The following is a 22,076-nucleotide window of genomic DNA, read 5'->3' on the forward strand; positions in this document are numbered from 1 at the left end:
CGCTGAACACAGGACATGGTACCCGACGATGGTATGCGTTCGGTTTGTGTCGCGTCTTCCGGCCCGCGACAGGCCGGAAGACGCGCAAGGCCCGCGCGCCATGGCATCGCCTCGGCGCGCGGGCCCTCGACGTCGGTCCGCGGTCAGCGGGCCTTGGCCGCCTCGGCGTCGAGCGCGTAATACGTGTCGTCGTCGACGGGCTCGAGCCACTCGTTGCTCACGTTCTCGTTCGGCAGCATGATCGCTAGGTGCGCGAACGAGGCGTGCGGGGTGGCGCCGTGCCAGTGCTTGGTCTCGGCCGGCACGTAGACCACGTCGCCCGGCTGCATCGTGACGACGGGCTTGCCCCACTCCTGGTAATAGCCGACGCCGCCCACGGCGATCAGGATCTGCGGGGAGTTGTGGTGGATGTGCCAGTTGTTCCGGCAGCCCGGCTCGAACGTCACGTTCGAAAGCCCGATCTCCTTGTTCAGCAGCGGGGCGAGGTAGCTCTGGCCGATGAAGTACCGGGCGTAGGCGTCGTTCGGTTCGCCGAGCGGGAACAGGCTGGGGTTGTTCATGACGGTTCCTTTCTGTTGGCTGGGCCTGCAATCGTCCACGTCACATTGAACACCCAGGTCGTCGATAAGGGAAATGTATGTCGCACATGAGCGCCATGCCTCGCGGCTATTCCTTGCCGTCCCCGCCGTCTCCCTCCCCGGCGAGCGAGGACCGCAGGAAGTCCACGAACGTCGCCGAGGCCGCCGACATCAGCGCGTCTTTCTTCCAGACCACCACGCTGTCGGTGCCGATGGACGGGCTGAGCGGCACGTAGCGCAGATCGCCGTCGCGGAACCCGAAATCGAAGCTGAACGCGATGCCGACGCCCTGCGAGACCATCGTGGCGGCGTTCAGGATGAGGTTGAACGTGGCCGCGACGTCGATGCGGTCGGCGTAGGGGCCGAACCAGCTCATCACCTCGCTCATCACCTCGTCGCGAGCCGGCATGATCAGCCGCTCGCCCACCAGGTCGCCCGGCCCGATCGCGCGCCTGCTGGCCAGCGGGTGGTCCGCGGGCATGAGGATGCCCCAGTGGTCGGGCGTGTGCGTGCGCAGGTATTCGTAGCGGTTCACGCTCACCGGGCCGGCGAGCAGGCCGAAGTCCAGCAGCCCCTGCTCGAGCTGGTCCTGCGCCACGTCGGCCGTCACGGTGCGGATGTCGAAGCGGACGCCCGGGTGCATGCGCCCGAACGTCGCGATGCGCTGCGCCAGGTACGCCATGCCGTGCGACTCGGCGCACCCCAGCACGATGCGCCCGGAGATCCGCTCGTGGCTGGAGCGCAGGTCGCGCTCGGTCTTGTCGGCCAGCGAGACGAGCGTGCGCGCCCGGTCGTAGAGCAGGTGCCCCTCGTTCGTCAGCTCGACCGAATGCGCGCCGCGGTGGAACAGCGTGACGCCGAGGTCGTCCTCCAGGTTCTTCAGCTGCCGGGAGATCGTCGGCTGCGAGACCTGCAGCAGGTCGGCCGCCCACGTGATGTTGCCCTCCTCGGCCACGGCCAGGAAATACCGCAGCACGCGCAGGTCGAGCCCGGACCTCACCGGCTTCGACGCCCCAGTCGCACGATCCGCCATCGCCGCCTCCTTCCGTCCTCCCAACAGTTTACCCATGCGCCCGCGGCCCGACGGACTCGCCCGGCGGGCGCGGCCGTGCTCCGTTCGTGCCCGCCCATGCTCCGCTCGTCGCCGGACCCGCTCCGTTCGCGCATTTTCCCGGCGCCGCCGGACGCCGGTCCGGCACACTGGGGTCCACGGCGGTCCCACGCGGACCCACCAACGAAAGGAGACGACATGACGTCCATCATGTCGATGGAGGGCGTCTGCCTGGCGTTCGGCACCAGGCAGGTGCTGCGCAACCTCACCTTCGCCGTGCGGCGCGGGGAGACGTTCGGCTTCCTCGGCCCGTCCGGCGCCGGCAAGACCACGACGATCAAGCTGCTGACCCGGCAGCTGGTCAAGGACGCCGGACGCATCACGCTGTTCGGCCGGCCCATCGAGCACGCCGGCGACGCCGACTACGACCGCATCGGCATCCTGTCGGACACCAGCGCGCTGTACGAGCGCATGAGCATCGCCGACAACCTGCGGTTCTACGCGCGGCTGCGCGGCGTGCCGACAAGCAACGTACGGCCGCTGCTGCAGCGCATGGGACTGGACGGGGACGCGGCCACGCCGATCAAGCACTGCTCGAAGGGCATGCGCCAGCGCGCCGCCCTGCTCGCCGCGATGATCCACTCCCCCGAGCTGCTGTTCCTCGACGAGCCGACCAGCGGACTCGACCCGGCGACGCGCGCCGAGGTGCACGCGATGCTCGGCGAGCTCAGGGCCTCGGGGACGACGGTCTTCCTGACGACGCACGACATGGCCGAGGCCGAAAGCGTCTGCGACCGCGTCGGCATCCTCGCCGAGGGACGGCTCGTGGCCTGCGACCGGCCCGAACGGCTGCGTCTGCGGTTCGCGCGCAACCGCATCGTCATACGCACACGCACGCACGGTACCATCGAGACGACGAAGGACGCGGCCGCGGCGCGGCGGATCGCCGACCTGCTCGAGGCCGACGACGTGCTGTCCATGCATTCCGACGAGCCGAACCTCGAGGAAGTGTTCCTCGAACTGACCGGAAAGGAGTTCTGACATGAACGCCAACGCCCGCAAGATCGCCGCGCTGTGCGGCAAGGACCTGCGCGACCTCGCGCGCAACCCGACGATGCTGGTCTCGTGCCTGATGCCCGTCGCGTTCATGGTGCTCTACCGCTACCTGTTCTCGCGCAACGGCGAGGGCGTGGCGGACCTGGACCGGATCGCGCCCGCCCTGAACGGGTTCATGATGTCCACGGCCGCGCTGCTGTCGATCGCGATGGTCGGCTCGATGGTGCTGCTGTACGGGCTCGCCGAGGAGAAGGAGAAGCACACGCTGCGCACGTTGATGCTCGCGAACGTGGGCGCGGGCCAGATCATGGCCGCCAAGCTCATCATCACGTTGGCGATCACCGCGCTCGCCGAGCTGCTGAGCTTCCTGGTCATCGGCGCGCCGGCGGCGATGCTGCCCGCCTATCTGGCCATCGGCGTGGTCGGCGCGCTGCCGATCCTGCTCGTCGCCGCGCTGCTCGGCCTGGCCTCGCGCGACCAGATGACCTCGGGGCTGTACGCCGTGCCGCTGCTGCTCGTCGCCATCGCACCGATGTTCGCCATGATCGACGAGACCTTCGAACGCATCGTGGTGTTCCTGCCCACCGGCGGCCTGGACCGGCTGTTCAAGCTACTGGCCGAGGGGACGCTGTTCGGCGCCGAGGCCGTGCTGCCGGTCGCGGTCACCGCCGCGTGGATCGTCGTGTGCGCCGTCGCGTTCACGCTGCTGTTCCGGCGGCTGTCCCGCGACAACTGACGCCAGCCGCGCGTGAAAGCGGCGCGACGCCCACCACAGGAACCACAGCGCGGCCGCCATCCAGCCGACGCTCACCGCCGCCGACGGCAGCCCGCCGATCGACGGCGGCCACGTCGTGTACGCCTCCATCACCCGCCCGACGAACAGGTTCGCCGGCAGAAACTGCGAGATCATGGCCAGCGACCGGTCCATCGGCGCCATCGCCCCGAGCAGCAGGACCGCCGCGATCACGGCGGACGGTCCGGAGGTGGAGGACTGCGAGCGCAGCAGCGTGCCGCACGCCACGCTCGCGGCGGACACCGTGACCACGGCCGGCAGCAACGCCGCCAGCAGCGGGCCCGCCGGACCGACGTCCACGCCGAGGACCAGCAACGACAGCGCGGCGAGCGCCACGCCCCAGCACACCGACGCGGCGAATTTCGAGGCCACCGTCGCCCACGCCGGCACGCCGGCGCGCAGCAACGTCTCCGGGACGTGCCGTTCGCGTTCCTCGACCTGCACATAGATGCCCGGCAGCGTGCAGGCCATCGCGACGGAGAACAGGCCGCCGAGCAGGACGGCGAAGGCGTGCGCCCACCGGTCGCCGTCGACGATGAAGGTCTCGAACAGCCAGGCCGCGGCCACCGGCACGACCAGGTACATCACGTACACCGGCGAGCGCAGCAGCATCAGCATGTCGCGTCTCCACAGCGCCATGACCGTCCGTCGCATCGGCGTCTCCCCCTGTCGCGTACCGTCGTCGTATCGTTCGCGGTTTGCGCCGCCCACCCTGCCGGCGACATCGGGTCTTGCCGTCGCCTTGCGGCGCGCGCCGGGCGGGCGGCGGTCAGTACTCCATTGTCGCACGGTTCAGGGCGGGTCATCCGCGGCGGTCTGCTAGGCTCTAAGCCGGTACCGGTACCCGCCCGCGAAGGAGCATGCGATGCGCAGCTATGATTCGGTGGAATCGCTGATCGACGCCGAGGAATCATCGAACATCCACATCGAATGCGGGCAGCCGATCACCATGCGGGCGCTCGCCCGGGTGCGGGAGCGCTACGCCGCGCGCCGGTGCGCGTACTATCTGCGCTCCGATCAGGGCTTCGACCGGGAGAGCGTGCGCTCATACCTGCGGTTCTTCGCGGCCCTGGCCGGCACGGGGGCCGACCCGGAGGCCGCGTTGGACCACTTCGGGCTGCGAGCCGACGCCCGCACGACGATCTCGAAGTTGGACGACGAGCGCCGCGCACTGATGAACTTCGCGAGGATGAGCCTGTTCGAGCCGGAGGTGTGCTTCTGCGAATACCCGCTCGGCTGCCTCGGCCCGCAGTCGCGCAGCCTGGTGCTGCGCTGGATCGCCGAGGCCACCGAACGCGGCGCCCTGTTCGTCACCACCGGACAGCCGCTGCGCGACGCGCTGCTCATGCCGGGCACGGCGTGGTGGATCGAGGACGACCGGTGCATCGCCGCGCAGACCGAAACCGGGGACGGCGAGGACGATGGGCCCGGCGACGGTGCGGACGGCACGGGGACGGCCGGCGACGCGCCCGGATCCGAGGACGACGACGCGGACGGGATGGAAGTCGTCAAGGTCGTCTGCAAGTCCGGCGCCACGACGCTGCTGTTCGATCCGCGCGAGATCGACTTCATCGAAAGCATCAACCGCTCGAACTACGTGTCGGTGCGAGGCGAGCGCTACCAGACGGCGGCGACGCTGGACGAGCTGGAGGCGATGCTGGGACGCTTCGGGTTCTTCCGCTGCCACCGGTCGTACATCGTCAACGTGCAGAAGATCGCCAGGATGGAGCGATTCACCCGCAACAGCTTCAATCTGACGCTGTCGGACGCGGCGCAGTCCACGATTCCGCTCGCCAAGGGGCGCGCGGCCGCGATGCGCGAGCATTTCAGGCTGCGTTGAGGGCCGCCGGCGCCGCGCGCCCGGCGCCGGCCCGACGGCCGGATCGTCACACGTAGTTGCGTTCGATGAGGATGTCGGCGACCGTGAGGTTCGCCTCGTTGACGAGGTTCGCCAGGATCACGCCGGCGCAGTCGACCGGGCTCATGAAGGTGCGCTGCTTCTCCTCGGAGACGTAGTCGTGGCTGTCGCGGTAGAACGCGGTGTCGATGCCGCCCGGGTAGACGCCCACCACCTTGACGCTGCTGCCCTTGTAGGCCGCCTTGAGGCTCTGCGTGTAGCCGCGCTCGCCCCACTTGGTCGCGCAGTACACGGATTCGCCGGGATTGCCGCGCGTGGCCGCGGTGCTCATCACGTTGGCGATCTTCAGGTCGCGCTCCCCGTCGGCCTTGAGCGTCTCCACGCTGAACAGGATCATGCCCTTGAGCCCCTTGAGGCACCGGTCGACGTCGGCGGCCTCGTATCCGGTCGGCGGCTTGAACGACGGCTGGCCGGCGTTGTTGATGAGCAGGTCGATGTGCCCGATCCCCGCGGCCTCAGCCACGGCGGAACGGACGAACGCCTCATCGGACACGTCGCCGACGAGCGCGCGGTACGAATCCGGGCCGAACCGCCCGGCCAGCTCCTCCTGGCGCCCGGCGTCGAAGTCCACGCCGCACACGAACCAGCCCCGCTCGATCAGCTGCCGGGCGAGCTCGTAGCCCAGCCCCAGCGCGCTGCCGGTCACGATCGCGATCCTCTTGTCCATTCCCGACCTCCTCGTCCTGTAGAATCCTCGGGCCCGGGCGTCGCCCGCGCAATGCGCGCGGCGCTCCCGCGGCCCGCGCAGCCGGTCGTACGCCCCGTGCACCACCACTGTATCGAACCGGTGTGACCCAGCGTCGCGGCTCGGCGGGCCGTCAGGAGACACGCCGCCCCACCGGCATTCACACTGATAATTATGGGGATCTTCCGGGTTTCGCGCGCGGCCGAGCGTCTCCAGGATCGGCCTGAAGGAGTCCATCCGCAGGCTTTCGCGCGTACGCGGCGCAGTGAGCCATCGGAAACGCAACGACATGCCGTTCTCGCAGCTCTTCCGGCTTCGCGCGTGCGATGGACATGGGAGAGCCATGAACTGCGCCCCCATCGCTTCGAACCCATACGATCCGGTGGCCAATGCGCCTCGCTTGGGGAGTGCGGTCCATGGTGCAGTTCGGTCGATGACGTCGACTGCGGACCTCGAACCGGATAGTCGTGGACGACGGAAGCCGGCCTCGTGGTACGGTATGCCGACGCGCCGCATCCGAGTCGCGCCGTACCGTACCATGGTACGGTACGGAATCCAAACCCTTGAAATTCCGCCATTCTTGATCGCCCACCGTACCGTACCATGGTACGGTACAGTACATGGCGCATGCGCGGGACACCGTACCCCGCGGCCCTTCCGCAGCTCACAATGCCGGGCGGGTGCACCGGCGCGCGGAGACCGTACCGTCGAAGTCACGGACATCATGGCCGCCGCGCACGCTCAAGGCTCGCTCCCTCGAAACGGCCAGGACTCGTTCCCCCGAATCGGGGCGGACCGCTAAGACCGCGCCAGGAGACACTGGTACCCCCGACCGGCGCCCGGTGCCTACACTGACGAGTATGACCCCTTTGCTCCATGTCGACCATCTCACCTGCACGATGCCCGCCCCGGGCGGCGGCGACGTGACGCTGTTCCGCGACCTGGCGTTCGACGTCGGCGCCGGCGAGGTCGTCGACGTCACGGGCCCCTCCGGCTCCGGCAAAAGCAGCATGCTCACCGCGGTCGCCCGGCTGAACCCCCATGCGACGGCCGCGATGGCGCTTGACGGCGTGCCGGCCGAGCGGTACGACCCGCAGCGGTGGCGCGCCGCCGTCGCCTACCTGCCGCAGCGCCCCACGCTGACCGGCGCCAGCGTCGCCGAGGCGATCCGCCTGCCGTGGACGCTCGCCGTGCGCGACGGGACGGGCGACGCCGACGACGGCGCCTCCGGGCGGCAACGCCGGTTCCCGCGCATCCGGACGGGCGGCGACCGCCGCGCCCGGCACCTGCTGCCGGACGAGCGGATCCGCGCGACGCTCGACGCGCTGGGCTGCTCGGACATCGAGCTCGAACGCCCGCCGCACGAGCTGTCCGGCGGGCAGGCGGCGCGCGTGGCGCTGGCCCGGACGCTGCTGACCGGGCCGCGGGTCCTGCTGGCCGACGAGGTGGACGCTGGCCTCGACGACGACAACGCGGCCAGGGTCGCGGCGGTCATGGCGCAGGCCGCCGGCCGGGGCATGGCGGTCGTCCGCATCCGGCACCGGCCGCCCGACGGGCTGGCCGCGCGCGTCCTGACGCTCGACGGCGGACGGTTGACGGCGCAGGCCATCGGCACCGCGGCGCGCACCGCCGTGCCGGGCCGGGCCGAGGGGCCGGGCGGCGCGTTCCGGCCCGATGGCGCGACTGACCGGGGCGATGCGGGCGACGCGCGCCGTCCGGGCGGCGCGCGGCACGACGACGAGGAAAAGGCGGTGGCGGCATGACGACGGGCACGTACTATGCGATCGACGTCTGGGGTCTGCTGGCGGCGATGCTGATGGTGGCGGTCGCGGCCGGCGTCTCCGGTCTGATGCGGCTCGGCGTGGGCCGCACGCTGCTGTGGTCGGCGTGCCGCGCCCTGCTCCAGCTGTGCGCGATGGGTCTGGTCATCGGCGTGGTGATCCGCTCCGGCAGCCCCTGGCCGGTCGTCGCGCTGATCGCCGTGATGCTGGCCGCCGGCGTGCAGATCACCCTGTCGCGCGCCAAGGGCGTGCCCAAGGGCCTGGCCGGCCCGGTGTTCCTGGCGCTGACGGTGACGATGCTGCTCATGCTGGCGCTGGTGGCCGAGCTGATCGTGCGCCCGACGCCGTGGTACTCGGCCCAGCTGGTGGTGCCGCTGGCGGGCATGCTGCTGGGCAACACGGTGTCGGCGCTGGCCGTCGGGCTGACGCGGTTCTTCGAGAGCATGCGCGAGCGGCGCGACGAGACGGCGATGCTGCTGGCGCTGGGGGCGACGCGCTGGGAGGCGGCGCGGCCCTCCGTCGTCTCGTCGATCCGGCTGGGCATGCTGCCGACGACGGCGTCGCTGGCCTCGAGCGGCATCGTGACGATCCCCGGCATGATGGCCGGGCAGGTCATCGCCGGAGGCAACCCGCTGGACGCGGCGAAGTACCAGTTCGTCATCCTCGCCGCGATCGCCGCGCTGACGCTGCTCGCCGACACGATCATCATGCTGCTGGTCTACCGCGTCTGCTTCACCGCGGACGACCGGATCCGCTGACGAGGCCGATCAATCGAAAAAGGCCGTGCGGCCCGGGCATGCCGGGCGCACGGCCTTCGCGTACGGCGGTCGGCGCCGCCGTCACAGGATGTCGGGATCGTCCCGGTCGATGGTGCCGGTGGCCTTGCCAATGGCCTTGAGGCCGTGGTAGGCGACGAGCACGACGATCGTGCCGATGGCGATGCCGTTGAACTGCACGCCCTGGATGGCGAACGTGAAGTCGGCGATGCCGATGATCATCACGATGGCGGCGGTCATGACGTTGAGCGACTTGTCGAAGTTGACGTGGTTGTCGACCCAGATGCGCACGCCCATCATGCCGATCATGCCGTAGAGCAGCGTGGTCACGCCGCCGAGCACGCCGGCCGGGATTGTGTTGATGATCGCGCCGAACTTCGGGCACAGGCTCAGCAGCAGCGCGAAGCCGGCGGCGAACCAGTAGGCCGCGGTCGAGTAGACCTTGGTGGAGGCCATCACGCCGATGTTCTCGCCGTAGGTGGTGGTGCCGGAGCCGCCGCCGAAGCCGGCGACCGCGGTGCCCAGGCCGTCGGCGAACAGCGCGGTGCCGATCTGGTCGTCGTAGTCGCGGCCGGTCATCTGCGCGACGGACTTGACGTGGCCGACGTTCTCGGCGATCAGGACGAGCACGACCGGGATGAACATCGGCAGGACCGAGAAGTCGGCCTGCGGCAGGTGGAACTGCGGCAGACCCACCCAGGAGGCCTCGCCGACGGCGGCGAAGTCGACCTGGCCGCGGAAGCACGCGTAGACGTAGCCGACGATCACGCCGAGCAGGATGTTCAGGCGGCCCAGCAGGCCCTTGAACAGCACCGAGATCAGCAGCACGGCCACCAGCGTGACCAGCGCCGTGTCGGGCGCGGCGGAGAAGTTGTTCCACACGCTCGGGGCCAGGTTGAAGCCGATGATCGCCACGATGGCGCCGTTGACGACCGGCGGCATGATGATGTCGATCCACTTGGCGCCGGCGAAGTGCACGAGCAGGCCGATCAGGGCCAGCAGCAGGCCTGTGACCATGATGCCGAAGCTGGCGACCGCCAGCCCCTTGTTCGCGGTGGTCACGGCGGCGATCGGCGCGATGAAGCCGAAGGACGAGCCGAGGTAGCTCGGCAGGATGTTCCTGTTGATCAGCAGGAACAGCGCGGTCGAGAACGCCGTGAAGAACAGCGTGGTCGACGGGTCGAAGCCGGTGAGGATCGGCACCAGGAAGGTGGCGCCGAACATGGCCACGACGTGCTGCGCGCCGATGCCGGCGGTGCGCACCCAGGTCAGACGCTCGTCAGGCTCGACGACCTCGCCGGGCTTGAGCGTCTTGCCATCGCCATGGATGGCCCAAGTGAACAGATTCGTCATCTGGTTCTCCTTAACTCTCTCCGCGCGGCACACGACTCCCGCCGCGCATCACAGGCCATTGTAGCGATACACCCGACCTCGGCCCCCGAACGCCCGCGGGCGGGCGCCTCACAGGTGCGGATCCACGGCGTGGACGACGTCGACCAGGTCGCCGTTGGACAGCAGCGGCTTGGCGAACTCGCGCCACGGCTCGACGCTCACCTCCCAGCGGCCGGTCGCCTCGTCGAGCACCGGGCGCGCGGTCTGCTCCCAACGCATGCGCAGCGACGTGCGTCCGGTGTGCGGGTCGCGGCGCGAGTAGTGCAGGCACGTGCAGTTCGTGATCTGCCATTCCGGGCTGTCGGCGCGGCGCAGGAACTCCTCGTCGGAGATGTCCTCCAGCGTGAGCATCAGCGCGAGCATGAAGTCGCCGTGCGTCACCGCGACCACGGACTGGGCGTCGGAGCGCCGGTTCAGCGAGGTCAGCAGGTTGTGCACGCGGTCCTCGGCGACGTCCGCGATCGACTCGCCAGCCGGCGGCCGCCAGTACAGCGGGTCGGTGCGCTTGAACATCCAGTTGCGCGGGTAGTTGGTGCGGAACTCCTCCTGCGTGACCGTGTTGATCTCGCCCCAGGAGCGTTCGCGCAGCACGCGGCACTCCTCCCATTTGGCCTTCGGCAGCGCCATCGTCGCGGCGGTCTCGCGCGTGCGCACGTACGGGGAGACCAGGTAGCGGTCGAACAGCTGCTGCCGGCAGACCAGCCAGCGGCCGATGCAGTCGGCCTGCTTGCGGCCGACGGCGGTCAGGCGCCAGGAGCGGTCCGGCACGGTGACGTTGTCCTGCGTGTACAGCGAGTCGTCGCCCCGCTCCCCCGCCTGCACGATGACGTTCGCCTCGGACTGCCCGTGGCGGATCACATAAAGGTCGAGCGGCATGCCCATGGTTTCCTCACCTTCCGTGTCGTATTCGTCGTGCGCGCCGCATGCGCGCGTGCGCCGCGCGGCCGCGGTCGCGCCCGCCGCGGCCATGCCCGCCTCGGTCCGTCATCGGCCGGAAGCCGGGACCGGGCCACGGCGGGCACGCCCGGATTCCCGCATTGGAGGCGTTCGGCCCGTCATCACGCCGGGTCGCGGCGGCACGGCCGACGATACCGCCGCATCGGCCGCCGGCGCAACCGCCGCGCACGGCCGCCGCGCACGCATGCCCCCGCGGGCGGGCCCTGCCTCCACGGTATCGCCGGTACGTTCCGGCGACCCGCCGGGACGCGCGTTCCCGCCCTGAAATTCACCCCCGCGTCCACCGCCGTTCACCCCCCCTCGGCACGCCGCCGTTGACGATTTTCAAGCATTGCCGACAGATATGACAAAAGTACGACGAAAGCGGCATGACGGCCCCCCGGCGGCGACGTAGGCTGGAGCCACAACAGAAGAACGAACAAGATGCGACACGGGCGGCCGCGGACCAAGACGGCCGCCGTCAACGAAAGGATGACAACCATGATGGATCAGCAGATGTTCGACAAGGCCCTGCGCTCCCCGCTCGCCGCGACCGACCCGTCGCTCGGCAGCTACGCGCTCTCCCAGACCGTGTGGAACGGCCTCAAGCGCGTGATCGCCAAGTAAGGAACGCGCCGATGGCCGCATGAGGGCGCGCAACGCCCCGCGCGCGGCCCATTGAAGACCCGGCCGCCGCCGACCGACAGGCCCCAAGCGGCGGACGACCCTCCCGACCGGAGTCCCGGCGGGAGGGTCTTTTCGTTTGTGCGGCCGCACGCAGTCCGTCACGCCCGACACCTGACGGACCGTGCCGACGGACGTTCCGGAGCCGGAGGTTTCGGAGCCATCCGCTCCGGACCCGGAGGTTCCGCGGTCGCCCGCAGCCCGTTCCGCGGATCGCCCACCGCCCGCAGCCCGTTCCGCGGATCGCCCACCGCCCGCAGCCCGCCACCCGGTCCGCGATCCACCGCCCGGTCCGCGGTCCGCAATCCGTGTTCCGCAATCCGCCGAAGCCGCCGAAGCCGCCGGACACGCGCTACTCGGGCCACAGGCCGGTCTGCGCGTACCGCTTGCGGTACTCCCCCGGTGTCATGCCGCTGTGCTCGCGGAACACCTTCGTGAAGTGGCTCTGCGACCGGTACGCCAGGATCTGCGCGATCTCGCCCAGCGGGTACTCGGAGTACTTGAGCATGTTCTCGGCCGCCTCCATGCGCTGCGCGGTGACGTACTTCGAGATCGTGGTGCCGGTCTCCCGCGCGAACAGCTCCGACAGATACGTCGGGTTCAGGTGCACGTGCCCGGCGAGGATCGGCACGGTGATGCGCTCGTGCAGATGGTAGTGGATGTAGTCCATGCATTCGACGACCGCCTTGGAGTGCACCTCGGTCTTCTGCATGTCGGCCATCGCCCAGGTGAAGAAGGTCATCATGTCGGTGTTCAGCCGGCGCACCTCGTCGACCGATGTGCACCGGTCGACGCTCTGGATGTACAGGTCGCTGGCGTTGTAGGCGTCCTCCTCGTCCATGCCGCCCTCGATGGCGAAGCGCGTGGCCATCGTCACCGAGGCGACGAACAGGTACTGGGCGTTGCGCAGCGGATCGTCGCTGACGTGCCCGGTCAGCCCCGAGGACCACATCCGCGCGCTCTCCCCGATCGCCGCCAGGTCGCCGGCCTTCATCAGGTCGAACTGCTTCATCTCCTCGACGTAGCGGTGGTGGCGGACGCGGTCCTCGCGGCTGAGGAAGTCGAGGTACCTCAGCTTCGCCTCGTCCACGACCGGCTGCTGTGCCATGTCACGCCCCTTTCGCCCGCCTTATGGTTATCGATATTCAAGAATAGCCGACGGATATGTCAAAAAGTCGAGGAATCCGGCATGCGCGGGCCCGCACCGCCGTCGTAGGCTGAAACCACAACAGAAGAACGAACGGAAACGAACACACGGGCGGCCGCGGACCAAGACGGCCGCCGCCACGAAAGGACCACCTATGAACAAGAACGAAACGATGCTGAACGAAGCCCTGCGCTCCCCGCTCGCCGCGACCGACCCGTCGCTCGGCAGCTACGCCCTCGGCCAAGCGGCCTGGAAGGCGATCCGCCGCGTGCTCGCCAAGTGAGCCACAGGGGCCCATCGCCCCGCGCCGATCGCGGCCGGCGCCACAACCGCGCCCGGCACCGCGAACGCATGCGCCGCCATCAGCCCGGCGCTCCGGTACCTGAACGGACGAGGCCCTGTTCCGGTTCGCATGAACCGGAACAGGGCCTCGTCCGCAATCCGCCCATATCCACGGCGCCACGGTCCGCACGGCCGCGACCGACGCCGGCGTGCCGTCGGACAACCGCCCGCGCGGATGCCCGACGGCGAAGCAGCCGAGGCGACGACCATGGCCGCATGGGTCATGGTCCGGCCGCCGCGGATCCAGGCGGATGGATCAGCCTTCGATGGCGATGGTGTGCTTCTGCTCGACCTGCTGCTCGCGCTGCGGCTTCGGCAGCTCGATGCACAGCGTGCCGTCCTTGTAGCTGGCGTGGATGTCGGACTCGGTGACGTTCTCGCCGACGTAGAAGCTGCGCGAGCACGAGCCGACGTACCGCTCGCGGCGCAGCCAGCGGCCGTTGTCGCTCTTGTCGTCGTGGTGCGAGTCGCGACGGGCGCTGACCGTCAGATAGCCGTTCTTCAGCTCGATGGCGATGTCCTCCTTGCGGAAGCCCGGCATGTCGATGTCCACCGCGTAGCCCTTGTCGGTCTCGCGCACGTCGGTGTTCATCATGTTGCCGGCCACCACGGTGCCGCCGTCATTGACGCGACGCAGCCCCGTGAAGAACGGGTCGTCGAACAGATCGCCGAACAGGGAATCGTGAATCAGTGAAGGAAACATGGCCATAGTCAAACACACTCCTTAACTTCCTTGGAGAAGGCCGGCGCCCGGCCGCATGGGCGACCGCCGCCGGCCCGGAGCCCCTCCGGGCTCTCATCCTTGACCGTTCACTTCGTACAACCGACCCCCGCCGCGGCGCTTCCGCCGTTTCGCCCCGGGCGAAACAGCCGTCCGGTCCGTCAGAAGAACAGCTTGGCGACGAGCACCGCGAACGCGACCAGCATCACCGAGGCGATGAAACTGGCCAGCACGGCCTTGGCGCCCTTGGAGGCGATCGCCTTGAAGTTCACGTTGATGCCGAGCGCGGCCATGGCCATGCCGAGCACGATGTAGGCGACGTCGACCAGCTGGGCCGAGATCGCGGCCAGGAACGGCACGTAGGTGCCGAGCACCGACGCGGCGATGAAGCCGAGCATGAACCACGGGAAGGCGACCTTGCGCTTGCCCTCGTGCCTGACGGTCGAATGGGTGCGGTCCCACCAGATCGCGATGATGATCGCGGCGAAGACCAGCATGAGCACGCGGCTGAGCTTCATGATCGTGGCCATGTTCAGCGCCTCCTCGCCGAACGCGCCGCCGACCGCCACGGCGTGGGCGATCTCGTGCAGGCTGGCGCCCGCGGCGATGCCCTGCTGCGCGGGGGTCAGGCCGAGCGCCGGGAACAGGGCGATCTCGACGAGCGCGAAGACGGTGCCCATGATGGCGACGGTGGCGACGGCCATCACCTCGTCGTCGGCCTTCTCCTCCTCCTGGTCCTCGGAGACGGTGATCGAGCCGGACAGGCCCATGACGGCGGCGGCGCCGCAGATGCCGGTGCCGCCGGCGGTGAGGATCGCCAGCATCGGGCTGACCTTGAGCGCGCGGGCGATCAGGTAGGTGACCACGATGACCAGCGTCACGATGACGGCCGCGATCGGCAGGCACTTGATGCCCTGCGTGAACAGCACCTGCAGGTTGAGCTTGAAGCCCAGCAGGATGATGCCCAGGCGCAGCAGCTTGTTGGAGATCAGGCCGGCCGCGTCCTTGACCCCCGCGCGGCGCGAGTCGTTGGCGCCGACGTAGAGGGAACGGATCGGGAACTGGATCACCATGCCGATGAGCAGGGCGATGATCAGCGGCCCCAGCAGCGAGAACCCGTCGAGCTGCTTGAGGAACGTGCCGATGAACGAGGCGATCAGCGTCAGGACCGCGATGAACAGCATGTCGGTGGTCGCGATGCGCTTCCACCACTTGGTGCAGAACTCTCTCATGGCTTCATTGAACAACGCCACGCATCATCGGTCAAATGGAACATATCGATGAATATCATCGATACAACCGATGCAACCGACGTCCGTCCCGGCGCGGCCGCGCCCGTGCGCCCGTTTCCGTAGGCACTTGGACGCTTCCGTGGGCACATCGCCGGCGGCAACGCCTCGCCCATTCCGCCGCGACGGCGCCGTTCCGCCGTCGGGGCCCGCGGACCATGTGCCTACGGAGGCGTTCAGGTGCCTACCGACGCCGGCCGATGCGCCAGACGAACGCTACCTCGGCAGAACGATCCGTTTCCGTGGCGGCTTGTCCACCCGACGCGCCGGGCGGGCGTCGCATCAGCGCAGCCTGACGTCGCGCAGCGCCGCGATGATCGCATCGGCCAGCGCGCGTTGGCCGCGCGTCAGCCCGGACCTGGGCGTCAGCGCGTAGAACCGTCGCACGAACTCCGGGCCGAGGTCGCGGGTCGCCACGCCGTCGGGGCATGCGGCGCGCGAAAGCACCGAGCAGCCCACGCCCGCGCCGATCGAGGCGACGATCGAGGCGTTGCTCGCCACCTCGACCACATGGTCGGGCACCACGCCGGCGGTCTTGAAATACAGTTCGGTGTAGTACCGCACGCCGGAGCCGTGCTCGCGCACCAGCCATACGCCGTCCGGATCGCCCGCCAGCACCAGCTCGTCCTCGCACAGCGTGACGCGCTCCACCGAGTCGTCGATGATCGGCTTCTCGACGACCCCGAGCTGCGCCTCCTTCATGCCGACCCGCTCCAGGATGCCGTCGGAGTTCATCGGCGCGACGCGGACCTCGAATCCGCCGAGCCCGGGCAGGGCCGCCCGCAGCGCCGCCGGCATCAGCACCGCGCCGGCCGTATGCGAGAACAGCATCGCGAAAGGCTCCCGGTTGGCGCGAGCCCGGGCGATCTGCTCGCGCACGTCCCGCCACGAGGCGCCGATGTCGACGGCCGCGCGGTACAGCAGCGTGCCGGCCTCGGTCGGCGTCACGCTGCTCTTGGCATGCCGGTCGAACAGCGGGGCGCCCACGGCCGACTCCAACGCCGCGATGCGCGAGGAGACGGTGGACTGCGAGACCTTGAGCTCGTCGGCCGCCAACGTGAACTGGCCGGTCTCGTACACGGCGATCAGCGTTTCCAACAGGGCGAACATGCTTTCCAGTATCGCGCATCCCGGCGCCTGCGTCCTTTGGGGCGCGGCGCGGGCGCACGGGCACGGGCCGCCCGCGTTCGCGCCAGGCGTTCCAGGCCGCGGCGCGGGCGCACGGACGCACGGATGCACGGGCGTCGGCGCGGCACGGCGCGGCCGGCGTACGGCAGGTCAGAACACGACGTAGGAGACGCCGGTCAGAGTCAGCAGGCTCGCCGCCGTGGTGACCAGCACCAGGCCGACCGCGTACTCGGGCATGTTGCGCTCGCGCTCCGCGAACATCACCAGGGCCGTCATCGTCGGCATCGCGCAGACGACCGTGACCGCGTGCACCATGTCCGGGTCCAACGCGCCCAGCCCGACCAGCGGCGGCACGTGGGTCAGCAGCAGGTACAGCGCCACCGGGACGATCAGCATCTTGACCACGATGCCGACGTACACCTCGGCGCGCTTCAGCGTGCCGGCCCAGTCGCGCAACGCGAACAGGCCGCCGATGTACATCAGCGACAGCGGCGTCGAGACCGAGCCGACCGTATGCAGCGGCTCCAGCACGACGTCCGGCAGCCGCACCCCCGCGAGGATCGCCAGCAGCGAGACGACGACGGCGACCAGTCCCGGGCTGAGCACGCCGCGCAGCCGTCGGGGCAGCGGCACCGCGGCGCGGCCCGGATCGCGCCGTTTGGCCGCGGGAGTCGTCAGCCACACGCCGTACGTCCACATGAGCAGCTGGTCGAGCAGCGCCATCAGCGAGTAGTACAGGGCGCCGCGCCCGGGGAACAGCGCAATGAGCAGCGGCAGCCCGATGAACCCGACGTTGCCGAAGACGAACGCGGCCTGGAAGACGTGCCCGCGGTCCTCCGGCAGGCGCATCAGCCGGGCGACCAGCCACGTCGAACCGATGAGCAGCACGTACATCGCCAGCTGCATCAGCAGGATGACGCCGGACTCGAACAGGTCCTCGCGGGTCGCGCCGGCCGTGGCGTTCGAGAACACCATCAGCGGGATGCCGACCTTGAGGATCAGCTGGCAGATGCCGTTCAGCGTCCGCTCGCCGTAGACCCTGAACCGTACGCAGATATAGCCGACGACCAGCATGATCGCGAAGCCGATCAGCTGATCGAGCACGACATGGAATTGCCCCACGGTCCTCCTCTCCCGTTCCCGTATCCCTCATACCTGTTCGTGCCGCCGCATCCGCCGCATGCCGTCGGGCATGTCGACGCCGCACGCGGCGCACGCGTCCGTCGCCGGTCGCCGACCGCCGCGGGCCTTTGCCGCCGCCGCTTCGGTGTCCTGCCCGCGCTGTCCGTATGGTCTACAGCGGCAGCTGCGCGGCCCAGTCGGACAGCAGCGCCCTGACCTGCTCCGGCCGGTCGATGTGCACATTGTGCCCGGCCTCCTCGATCACCGTGTACCGCACGTTCGGGTAGTGCGGCAGGATCGCCTCCTGGTCCTCGTAGCCGACGATCTGGTCCTGCCGACCGCAGATGATCGTGGTCGGCCCGTCGAAGGTGCCGAAGGCGCGCTCGGGGTCGTCGGCCAGCCAGTAGCGGTTCTCGAGCTTCATGTAGGCGTCGCGGTCGAAGGACCGGATGCCCGGCAGCACGTACATCTGGTACCGCTTCCACGCCTCGTAGGACTGGTTGACGCCCATGCGGATGAAGTCGAGCACCTGGTCGAGCGGCAGCCTGTGCATCAGGTCGGGGTTCGGCTCGTGCACATTGTGCTCGGCGACGCGGCGGTGCGCGATCACCGGGTCGATGACCGGCGCGATCAGCGCGAGACCGGCGACCCGGCCGGGCATGTGCGCGATCATCTCGCGGGCGAGCGCGCCGCCCATCGAGTTGCCGACCAGCGCGAACCGCCCGCGGCCGGCCAGCTCGTCGATGGCGTCCAGCAGCCAGTTCGCGTATTCGGGCAGTCCCCCGGGCCCGGGCATCACCGACGTGCGGCCGTAGCCGGGCAGGTCGAGGTAGATGCGCCTGGTCCCCTCGGGGAAGGCGTCGTCGAGCAGCAGCAGCGAACGATGGTCGACGCCCATGCCATGCACGAGCACCACGGGGAATCCCTCGCCCCTGACCGCCGCGAACGGTTCCGGATCCATCATCGCCGCACTCCTCTCCTCCGGGTCGGCGCCGGCCGGGAGCGGCCCGCCGGCTGAAACGTCACGAACCGCATCTTACGCGCCGCACGGTATCGGAACACACCGGGCGCGCGCCGGTGCGCCTCTCCCCCGGTGGCCATGGCGGATCCTCCCGTCGTGACCACACCAGGCGCGCATCGGTGCGCACGCGACCGGCAACGGCACGTCCGGCACAATGTGCCGGCGCCCCGAGCCACGGAATCGGCATGCGCCACGGCGCGACGGCGTCGCACCAGCGACACAATGTGCGACGGCGCCCGGCCGACGCTGGTACAGTGGACCTCCTCACCCTTTTCGTTCGACCGGCCGGAACCCCATCGACTCCGCGCCGCCGCCCGGCGATGACGTCGCTCCGCGATGCCGTCAGCCATCTCCGCCGCCACCCGCGCCGCCGCGGACGGACGCGACCCGGCATCGCCGCCGCGAATCGGCAGCGGCCCCAGACACGAAACGGAAAGGATCGGATATGAACGACATTGACCATTGGATGACGCAGGCCGTCGCGGCGCTGCGGCGGACGTTCGGCGACCGGCTGCTCTGCGTCGGCCTGCAGGGCAGCCGGCTGCGCGGCGAGGCGCGACCGGACAGCGACATCGACATCCTCGTCGTGGTGGACGGGCTGCGCTTCGACGACCTCGACCGCTTCCACGCCGCGATGGCCGGACTGCCGGACGGCGAGCGCGCGGTCGGGTTCACCTGCGGCAGGCGCGAGCTGGCCGCGTGGCCGCGCTACGAGCTGTTCCAGTTCCTGCGCGGCACGCGATGCTGGTTCGGCGACCTGAAGGCGCTGCTGCCCGCGCTGGACGAGTCGGACATCCGCTACGGCGCGCGGGTCGAGGTCGCCGACCTGTACCACATGACCGCGCATGCGTACCTGACCGCCGGCGGCGCGATCGGGAGCACGGTCGGAGACGTGACCGACGGCGTGACCGGCGAAGATTACGCCATGCCGGCCGGCGGACACGATGACGGCACCCCCGCCGCCCTCGGAAGCGGCGATGACCATGACGGTCATGGCGGTTCTGACGGCCAGACCGCGGACGGCATGCTCGCGGCGCTGTGCAAGGCGTATTTCTTCGCCCTGCAGATGGTGCTGTACCTGCGCACCGGCGAATTCCCCGACACCAAACGCGCCGCGCTGGGCCTGCTGCGGGGCGCGCACGCGGATGGGCGGAACGCCGCGACCCCGGAGCCGCCCGCCCGGGCGGAACGGCGCGGCGCGCAGGAGGGCGGGCCGGACGCCGGCGCCATGACGGACGAGGAGGCGCTGCTGCGCTGCAGCATGGACCCCGCGCTGCTGGATGCGTGCGACGCCGCGGAACGCCGGCGCATATACCGACGCCTGTTCGACTGGTGCGGCCGGCAGCTGCGCGCGTTCGACGCGCTACACTGAGGTCCGGGACCGTCGCGCATGCGTCCGGCATGCCGGCACCGGCGGTCGCAGGAGGGGCCATGACCAAAACCGAATCGATCGACAAGCTCGAACGCGACTGGCGTATGGAAGAGGACGCCGCGCATATGCTCGGCTGGGATTTCTCGCATCTCCGCGGGCGGTACCGGGAGGAGGACGACCTGCCCTGGGACTACGAGGCGGTCGTGCGCGAGCTGCTGGATCCCGGCGACCGGCTGCTCGACGTGGACACCGGCGGCGGCGAGTTCCTGCTGTCGCTGGGCCATCCGCACGAACTGACCGCCGCCACCGAGGCGTATCCGCCGAACGTGGAACTGTGCCGGGCCACGTTCGGGCCGCTGGGCGTCGCATTCGCCGCGGTCGACGGCGACGCGCCGATGCCGTTCCCCGACGATGCCTTCGACATCGTCATCAACCGGCACGGCGCGTTCGACGCCCATGAGCTCCATCGCATCATCAGGCCCGGCGGCCTGTTCGTCACCGAGCAGGTCGGCGGGCGCAACGACCGCGAACTGGTCGAACTGCTGCTGCCCGGCACGCCGGAACCATATCCGGATCTGACGCTGGCGCACACCGCCGCCGAGTTCGAGGCGGCGGGGTTCGCCGTCGAACGCGGCGAGGAGGCGTTCCGGCCGATCGAGTTCTACGATGTCGGCGCGCTGGTGTGGTTCGCGCGCATCATCGAGTGGGAGTTTCCGGGGTTTTCGGTGGACCGGTGCCTGCCGCAGCTCCGACGGGCGCAGCAGGAGCTCGAGCGCGACGGCGCGGTCCGGGGCACCATCCACCGGTTCCTGATGGTCGCGCGCAACAAGGGGTAGGGCGACCGAGTCGTCGCCGCGGCGATTCCGGCCGGGGCGTCCGCATATCCCGATGTTTTCGGTTGCATATTCGCGCAACTCGACGATTCGGCCTCGGCCGCCCGCGCTTCAGGCGGTTCCGGTCGGACCGATGACGCATTCCGACGATTCCGGCCGGACCGATCGCATGTCTCGACGCCTCCGGCGAGGCCATCTGGCCTACGTGTGGTGGATTTGGGGGCTTGCGGACATCGATCGGCGTTACGTGAGGCAGCCGGGGCGCCAAACCCTGAGTATCAATGGCGGAATATGGCCGATGTTGTCGGGCGGCAGGCCTCCAAGTCGCCTCACGTAGCGCCGATCGATGTCCGCAGAGGCCGAAATCCGCTACACCTAGGCAAGATAACCCCTCCCGGACGCCCATAGCACCCGGGCGACGCGGCCTACTCGCCCTACTTGATGCGGATGACCTTGTCGCCCCTGACCAAGTACGCCGTGCGCGCGATGTCGATCATCGGCTGGTCGTGCCGGCTGTCCGTGTAGAACTCGTCGATCACCGCGTCCTCGCCGTAGATCTCGCGGAACCGCCGCACCTTGTTCGAACTGAAGTTCAGATACGAGATCTCCAGCGTCTCCGGATCGATCGTCGAGGCGATCACATGCTCCACGCCCAAACGACGGCACGCCTCCCCCACCGTCAGATCGAACGACGCCGTGATGATCACGTCATCCGGCCGCGGCACATACCACGACTTGATCTTGCGGAACTTCCGGTCCCAGAACAGCGTCGACAGCACGTCCAGCCCCTCGCGGGACAGGCCGCCGAGGCCCTCTCCCGCCATATTCCCCATGCCGCCGGCCCCGGTCATGGCGGCCAAGGCCGGCGTCGCGCCCCCGGCCGGCCCGATGTTCGGCGTCACGCCCCCGTGCGTTCCGGCGCCCGCCGGGGCGCCGGAACCCGGTATGGGATTCGCGTCATGATACGGAATCCGAGCCTTCCCCTCATGGAACCGACGCTGCGCGCGCCCCAGCCGCTTGGATGCGGCGAGGTCCAGCAGGTAGCGCCGCACGACCGCGTCGAGCTTGCGCTCCATCTGCCCGAGTTCGGCCCGGCCCATCTTGTAGCGGATGCCGCAGTTCAGCACCGGGGCGATGTAGCGCAGCACGCGCGGCTCGTAGCGGACGCTGAACAGGTACAGGTCGAACAGACTTTCGCCGTCGTAGATCGTGCCGTCGAAATCGAACACCCTCATGCCTTCACCATCCTGCACGGCGCCGTGCCGCCTCCCCGAATCGGTCCGTTTTCATCCTACCCACGGATCCGCCGGGCGTGAAGGGCCGAACATGAACATCACACAAACTGCAGGTAACGCGGCATGATCCACGGCGCCGTCCCGGCACCCGGCGGGAAGACGCCCGAACCGTCACCGGCACCGCCCGCCGGATGACGCCCCACGCGGCCCGGGGAA

21 protein-coding genes are annotated in these 22,076 nt (G+C 69.5%); 8 read left to right on the forward strand and 13 right to left on the reverse strand.

Translation table 11 applies throughout. The features are described 5' to 3' along the window. Positions 1-143: 143 nt before the first annotated feature. Positions 144-560 (reverse strand): cupin domain-containing protein, encoded by a 417-nt coding sequence (locus KIH73_RS00750; RefSeq protein ID WP_219079603.1) that lies wholly within the window; start codon positions 558-560, stop codon positions 144-146. 106 nt (positions 561-666) lie between these two features. Then, positions 667-1,611 (reverse strand): LysR family transcriptional regulator, encoded by a 945-nt coding sequence (locus KIH73_RS00755; RefSeq protein WP_219079604.1) that lies wholly within the window; start codon positions 1,609-1,611, stop codon positions 667-669. Between the two features lie 216 nt (positions 1,612-1,827). Between KIH73_RS00755 and KIH73_RS00760 the strand changes: the two genes are divergently transcribed. Further along, a complete protein-coding gene (locus tag KIH73_RS00760) occupies positions 1,828-2,670 on the forward strand; it encodes an ABC transporter ATP-binding protein (RefSeq protein WP_219079605.1) in 843 nt (280 codons plus the stop codon). A 625-nt stretch (positions 2,671-3,295) separates the two neighbouring features. Here the strand turns inward: KIH73_RS00760 and KIH73_RS10780 are convergent. Next, a complete protein-coding gene (locus tag KIH73_RS10780; protein WP_219079606.1) occupies positions 3,296-4,132 on the reverse strand; it encodes an ABC transporter permease in 837 nt (278 codons plus the stop codon). Positions 4,133-4,343: 211 nt separating this feature from the next. Here KIH73_RS10780 and KIH73_RS00770 point away from each other — a divergent pair, with 211 nt between their 5' ends. Continuing rightward, positions 4,344-5,318 carry a LytTR family DNA-binding domain-containing protein gene (locus tag KIH73_RS00770; RefSeq protein ID WP_219079607.1) on the forward strand — a complete coding sequence of 325 codons (975 nt, stop codon included), beginning with the start codon at positions 4,344-4,346 and terminating at the stop codon, positions 5,316-5,318. Between the two features lie 46 nt (positions 5,319-5,364). Here KIH73_RS00770 and KIH73_RS00775 read toward each other — a convergent pair whose 3' ends face one another. Next, positions 5,365-6,063 carry an SDR family oxidoreductase gene (locus KIH73_RS00775; RefSeq protein WP_219079608.1) on the reverse strand — a complete coding sequence of 233 codons (699 nt, stop codon included), beginning with the start codon at positions 6,061-6,063 and terminating at the stop codon, positions 5,365-5,367. A gap of 878 nt (positions 6,064-6,941) precedes the next feature. On the opposite strand from KIH73_RS00775, the gene KIH73_RS00780 reads away from it, so the two are divergent. Further along, positions 6,942-7,844 carry an ABC transporter ATP-binding protein gene (locus tag KIH73_RS00780; RefSeq protein WP_219079609.1) on the forward strand — a complete coding sequence of 301 codons (903 nt, stop codon included), beginning with the start codon at positions 6,942-6,944 and terminating at the stop codon, positions 7,842-7,844. Further along, a complete protein-coding gene (locus KIH73_RS00785) occupies positions 7,841-8,620 on the forward strand; it encodes an ABC transporter permease (RefSeq protein WP_219079610.1) in 780 nt (259 codons plus the stop codon). The genes KIH73_RS00780 and KIH73_RS00785 overlap by 4 nt, the downstream gene beginning before the upstream one ends. A gap of 81 nt (positions 8,621-8,701) precedes the next feature. On the opposite strand, the gene KIH73_RS00790 is transcribed toward KIH73_RS00785, so the two are convergent. After that, positions 8,702-9,991, reverse strand: a complete 1,290-nt coding sequence (locus KIH73_RS00790; protein ID WP_219079611.1) for a uracil-xanthine permease family protein — start codon at positions 9,989-9,991, stop codon at positions 8,702-8,704. Between the two features lie 108 nt (positions 9,992-10,099). Continuing rightward, positions 10,100-10,912 carry a histidine phosphatase family protein gene (locus KIH73_RS00795; RefSeq protein ID WP_219079612.1) on the reverse strand — a complete coding sequence of 271 codons (813 nt, stop codon included), beginning with the start codon at positions 10,910-10,912 and terminating at the stop codon, positions 10,100-10,102. Positions 10,913-11,467: 555 nt separating this feature from the next. Here KIH73_RS00795 and KIH73_RS11040 point away from each other — a divergent pair. After that, entirely contained in the window at positions 11,468-11,593 is a 126-nt protein-coding gene (locus KIH73_RS11040) for a hypothetical protein (RefSeq protein WP_274608130.1), read from the forward strand. A 409-nt stretch (positions 11,594-12,002) separates the two neighbouring features. Here KIH73_RS11040 and KIH73_RS00800 read toward each other — a convergent pair whose 3' ends face one another. Then, positions 12,003-12,758 (reverse strand): helix-turn-helix domain-containing protein, encoded by a 756-nt coding sequence (locus KIH73_RS00800; protein WP_219079613.1) that lies wholly within the window; start codon positions 12,756-12,758, stop codon positions 12,003-12,005. A 193-nt stretch (positions 12,759-12,951) separates the two neighbouring features. Between KIH73_RS00800 and KIH73_RS11045 the strand changes: the two genes are divergently transcribed. Beyond that, positions 12,952-13,080, forward strand: coding sequence for a hypothetical protein (locus KIH73_RS11045; protein ID WP_274608131.1), 129 nt, complete (start codon positions 12,952-12,954; stop codon positions 13,078-13,080). A gap of 315 nt (positions 13,081-13,395) precedes the next feature. On the opposite strand, the gene KIH73_RS00805 is transcribed toward KIH73_RS11045, so the two are convergent. The 5 genes from KIH73_RS00805 to KIH73_RS00825 form a co-directional block, all read right to left on the reverse strand. Beyond that, on the reverse strand, positions 13,396-13,848 hold the full coding sequence (locus KIH73_RS00805) for an Hsp20/alpha crystallin family protein (RefSeq protein WP_219079614.1): 453 nt from the start codon (positions 13,846-13,848) through the stop codon (positions 13,396-13,398). A 173-nt stretch (positions 13,849-14,021) separates the two neighbouring features. Further along, complete coding sequence (locus tag KIH73_RS00810) at positions 14,022-15,092, reverse strand: YeiH family protein (protein ID WP_219079615.1); 1,071 nt, start codon at positions 15,090-15,092, stop codon at positions 14,022-14,024. Between the two features lie 339 nt (positions 15,093-15,431). Further along, positions 15,432-16,259: a LysR family transcriptional regulator gene (locus KIH73_RS00815; protein ID WP_219079616.1), complete on the reverse strand. Its 828-nt coding sequence runs from the start codon at positions 16,257-16,259 to the stop codon at positions 15,432-15,434. Positions 16,260-16,427: 168 nt separating this feature from the next. Next, positions 16,428-17,399 (reverse strand): AEC family transporter, encoded by a 972-nt coding sequence (locus KIH73_RS00820; protein ID WP_219079617.1) that lies wholly within the window; start codon positions 17,397-17,399, stop codon positions 16,428-16,430. Between the two features lie 172 nt (positions 17,400-17,571). After that, positions 17,572-18,363, reverse strand: coding sequence for an alpha/beta fold hydrolase (locus KIH73_RS00825; protein WP_219079618.1), 792 nt, complete (start codon positions 18,361-18,363; stop codon positions 17,572-17,574). Positions 18,364-18,865: 502 nt separating this feature from the next. Between KIH73_RS00825 and KIH73_RS00830 the strand changes: the two genes are divergently transcribed. After that, positions 18,866-19,792, forward strand: a complete 927-nt coding sequence (locus tag KIH73_RS00830) for a nucleotidyltransferase domain-containing protein (RefSeq protein ID WP_219079619.1) — start codon at positions 18,866-18,868, stop codon at positions 19,790-19,792. A gap of 59 nt (positions 19,793-19,851) precedes the next feature. Continuing rightward, positions 19,852-20,628, forward strand: a complete 777-nt coding sequence (locus KIH73_RS00835; protein WP_219079620.1) for a class I SAM-dependent methyltransferase — start codon at positions 19,852-19,854, stop codon at positions 20,626-20,628. Positions 20,629-21,059: 431 nt separating this feature from the next. Here the strand turns inward: KIH73_RS00835 and KIH73_RS11160 are convergent, their stop codons facing one another. After that, entirely contained in the window at positions 21,060-21,860 is an 801-nt protein-coding gene (locus tag KIH73_RS11160; RefSeq protein WP_236022476.1) for a haloacid dehalogenase-like hydrolase, read from the reverse strand. Positions 21,861-22,076 lie beyond the last annotated feature (216 nt).

It is taken from the genome of Bifidobacterium phasiani (assembly GCF_019331775.1).
Classification (GTDB): domain Bacteria; phylum Actinomycetota; class Actinomycetes; order Actinomycetales; family Bifidobacteriaceae; genus Bifidobacterium; species Bifidobacterium phasiani.

Coding starts and splice junctions, on each gene's coding strand:
- KIH73_RS00790 (WP_219079611.1), bottom strand. CDS start 9,991: ATGACGAATCTGTTCACTTGGGCCATCCATGGCGATGGCAAGACGCTC.
- KIH73_RS00750 (WP_219079603.1), bottom strand. CDS start 560: ATGAACAACCCCAGCCTGTTCCCGCTCGGCGAACCGAACGACGCCTAC.
- KIH73_RS00830 (WP_219079619.1), top strand. CDS start 18,866: ATGAACGACATTGACCATTGGATGACGCAGGCCGTCGCGGCGCTGCGG.
- KIH73_RS10780 (WP_219079606.1), bottom strand. CDS start 4,132: ATGCGACGGACGGTCATGGCGCTGTGGAGACGCGACATGCTGATGCTG.
- KIH73_RS11040 (WP_274608130.1), top strand. CDS start 11,468: ATGATGGATCAGCAGATGTTCGACAAGGCCCTGCGCTCCCCGCTCGCC.
- KIH73_RS00755 (WP_219079604.1), bottom strand. CDS start 1,611: ATGGCGGATCGTGCGACTGGGGCGTCGAAGCCGGTGAGGTCCGGGCTC.
- KIH73_RS11045 (WP_274608131.1), top strand. CDS start 12,952: ATGAACAAGAACGAAACGATGCTGAACGAAGCCCTGCGCTCCCCGCTC.
- KIH73_RS00770 (WP_219079607.1), top strand. CDS start 4,344: ATGCGCAGCTATGATTCGGTGGAATCGCTGATCGACGCCGAGGAATCA.
- KIH73_RS00785 (WP_219079610.1), top strand. CDS start 7,841: ATGACGACGGGCACGTACTATGCGATCGACGTCTGGGGTCTGCTGGCG.
- KIH73_RS00800 (WP_219079613.1), bottom strand. CDS start 12,758: ATGGCACAGCAGCCGGTCGTGGACGAGGCGAAGCTGAGGTACCTCGAC.
- KIH73_RS00805 (WP_219079614.1), bottom strand. CDS start 13,848: ATGGCCATGTTTCCTTCACTGATTCACGATTCCCTGTTCGGCGATCTG.
- KIH73_RS00780 (WP_219079609.1), top strand. CDS start 6,942: ATGACCCCTTTGCTCCATGTCGACCATCTCACCTGCACGATGCCCGCC.
- KIH73_RS00825 (WP_219079618.1), bottom strand. CDS start 18,363: ATGATGGATCCGGAACCGTTCGCGGCGGTCAGGGGCGAGGGATTCCCC.
- KIH73_RS00810 (WP_219079615.1), bottom strand. CDS start 15,092: ATGAGAGAGTTCTGCACCAAGTGGTGGAAGCGCATCGCGACCACCGAC.
- KIH73_RS00795 (WP_219079612.1), bottom strand. CDS start 10,912: ATGGGCATGCCGCTCGACCTTTATGTGATCCGCCACGGGCAGTCCGAG.
- KIH73_RS00775 (WP_219079608.1), bottom strand. CDS start 6,063: ATGGACAAGAGGATCGCGATCGTGACCGGCAGCGCGCTGGGGCTGGGC.
- KIH73_RS11160 (WP_236022476.1), bottom strand. CDS start 21,860: ATGAGGGTGTTCGATTTCGACGGCACGATCTACGACGGCGAAAGTCTG.
- KIH73_RS00835 (WP_219079620.1), top strand. CDS start 19,852: ATGACCAAAACCGAATCGATCGACAAGCTCGAACGCGACTGGCGTATG.
- KIH73_RS00815 (WP_219079616.1), bottom strand. CDS start 16,259: ATGTTCGCCCTGTTGGAAACGCTGATCGCCGTGTACGAGACCGGCCAG.
- KIH73_RS00760 (WP_219079605.1), top strand. CDS start 1,828: ATGACGTCCATCATGTCGATGGAGGGCGTCTGCCTGGCGTTCGGCACC.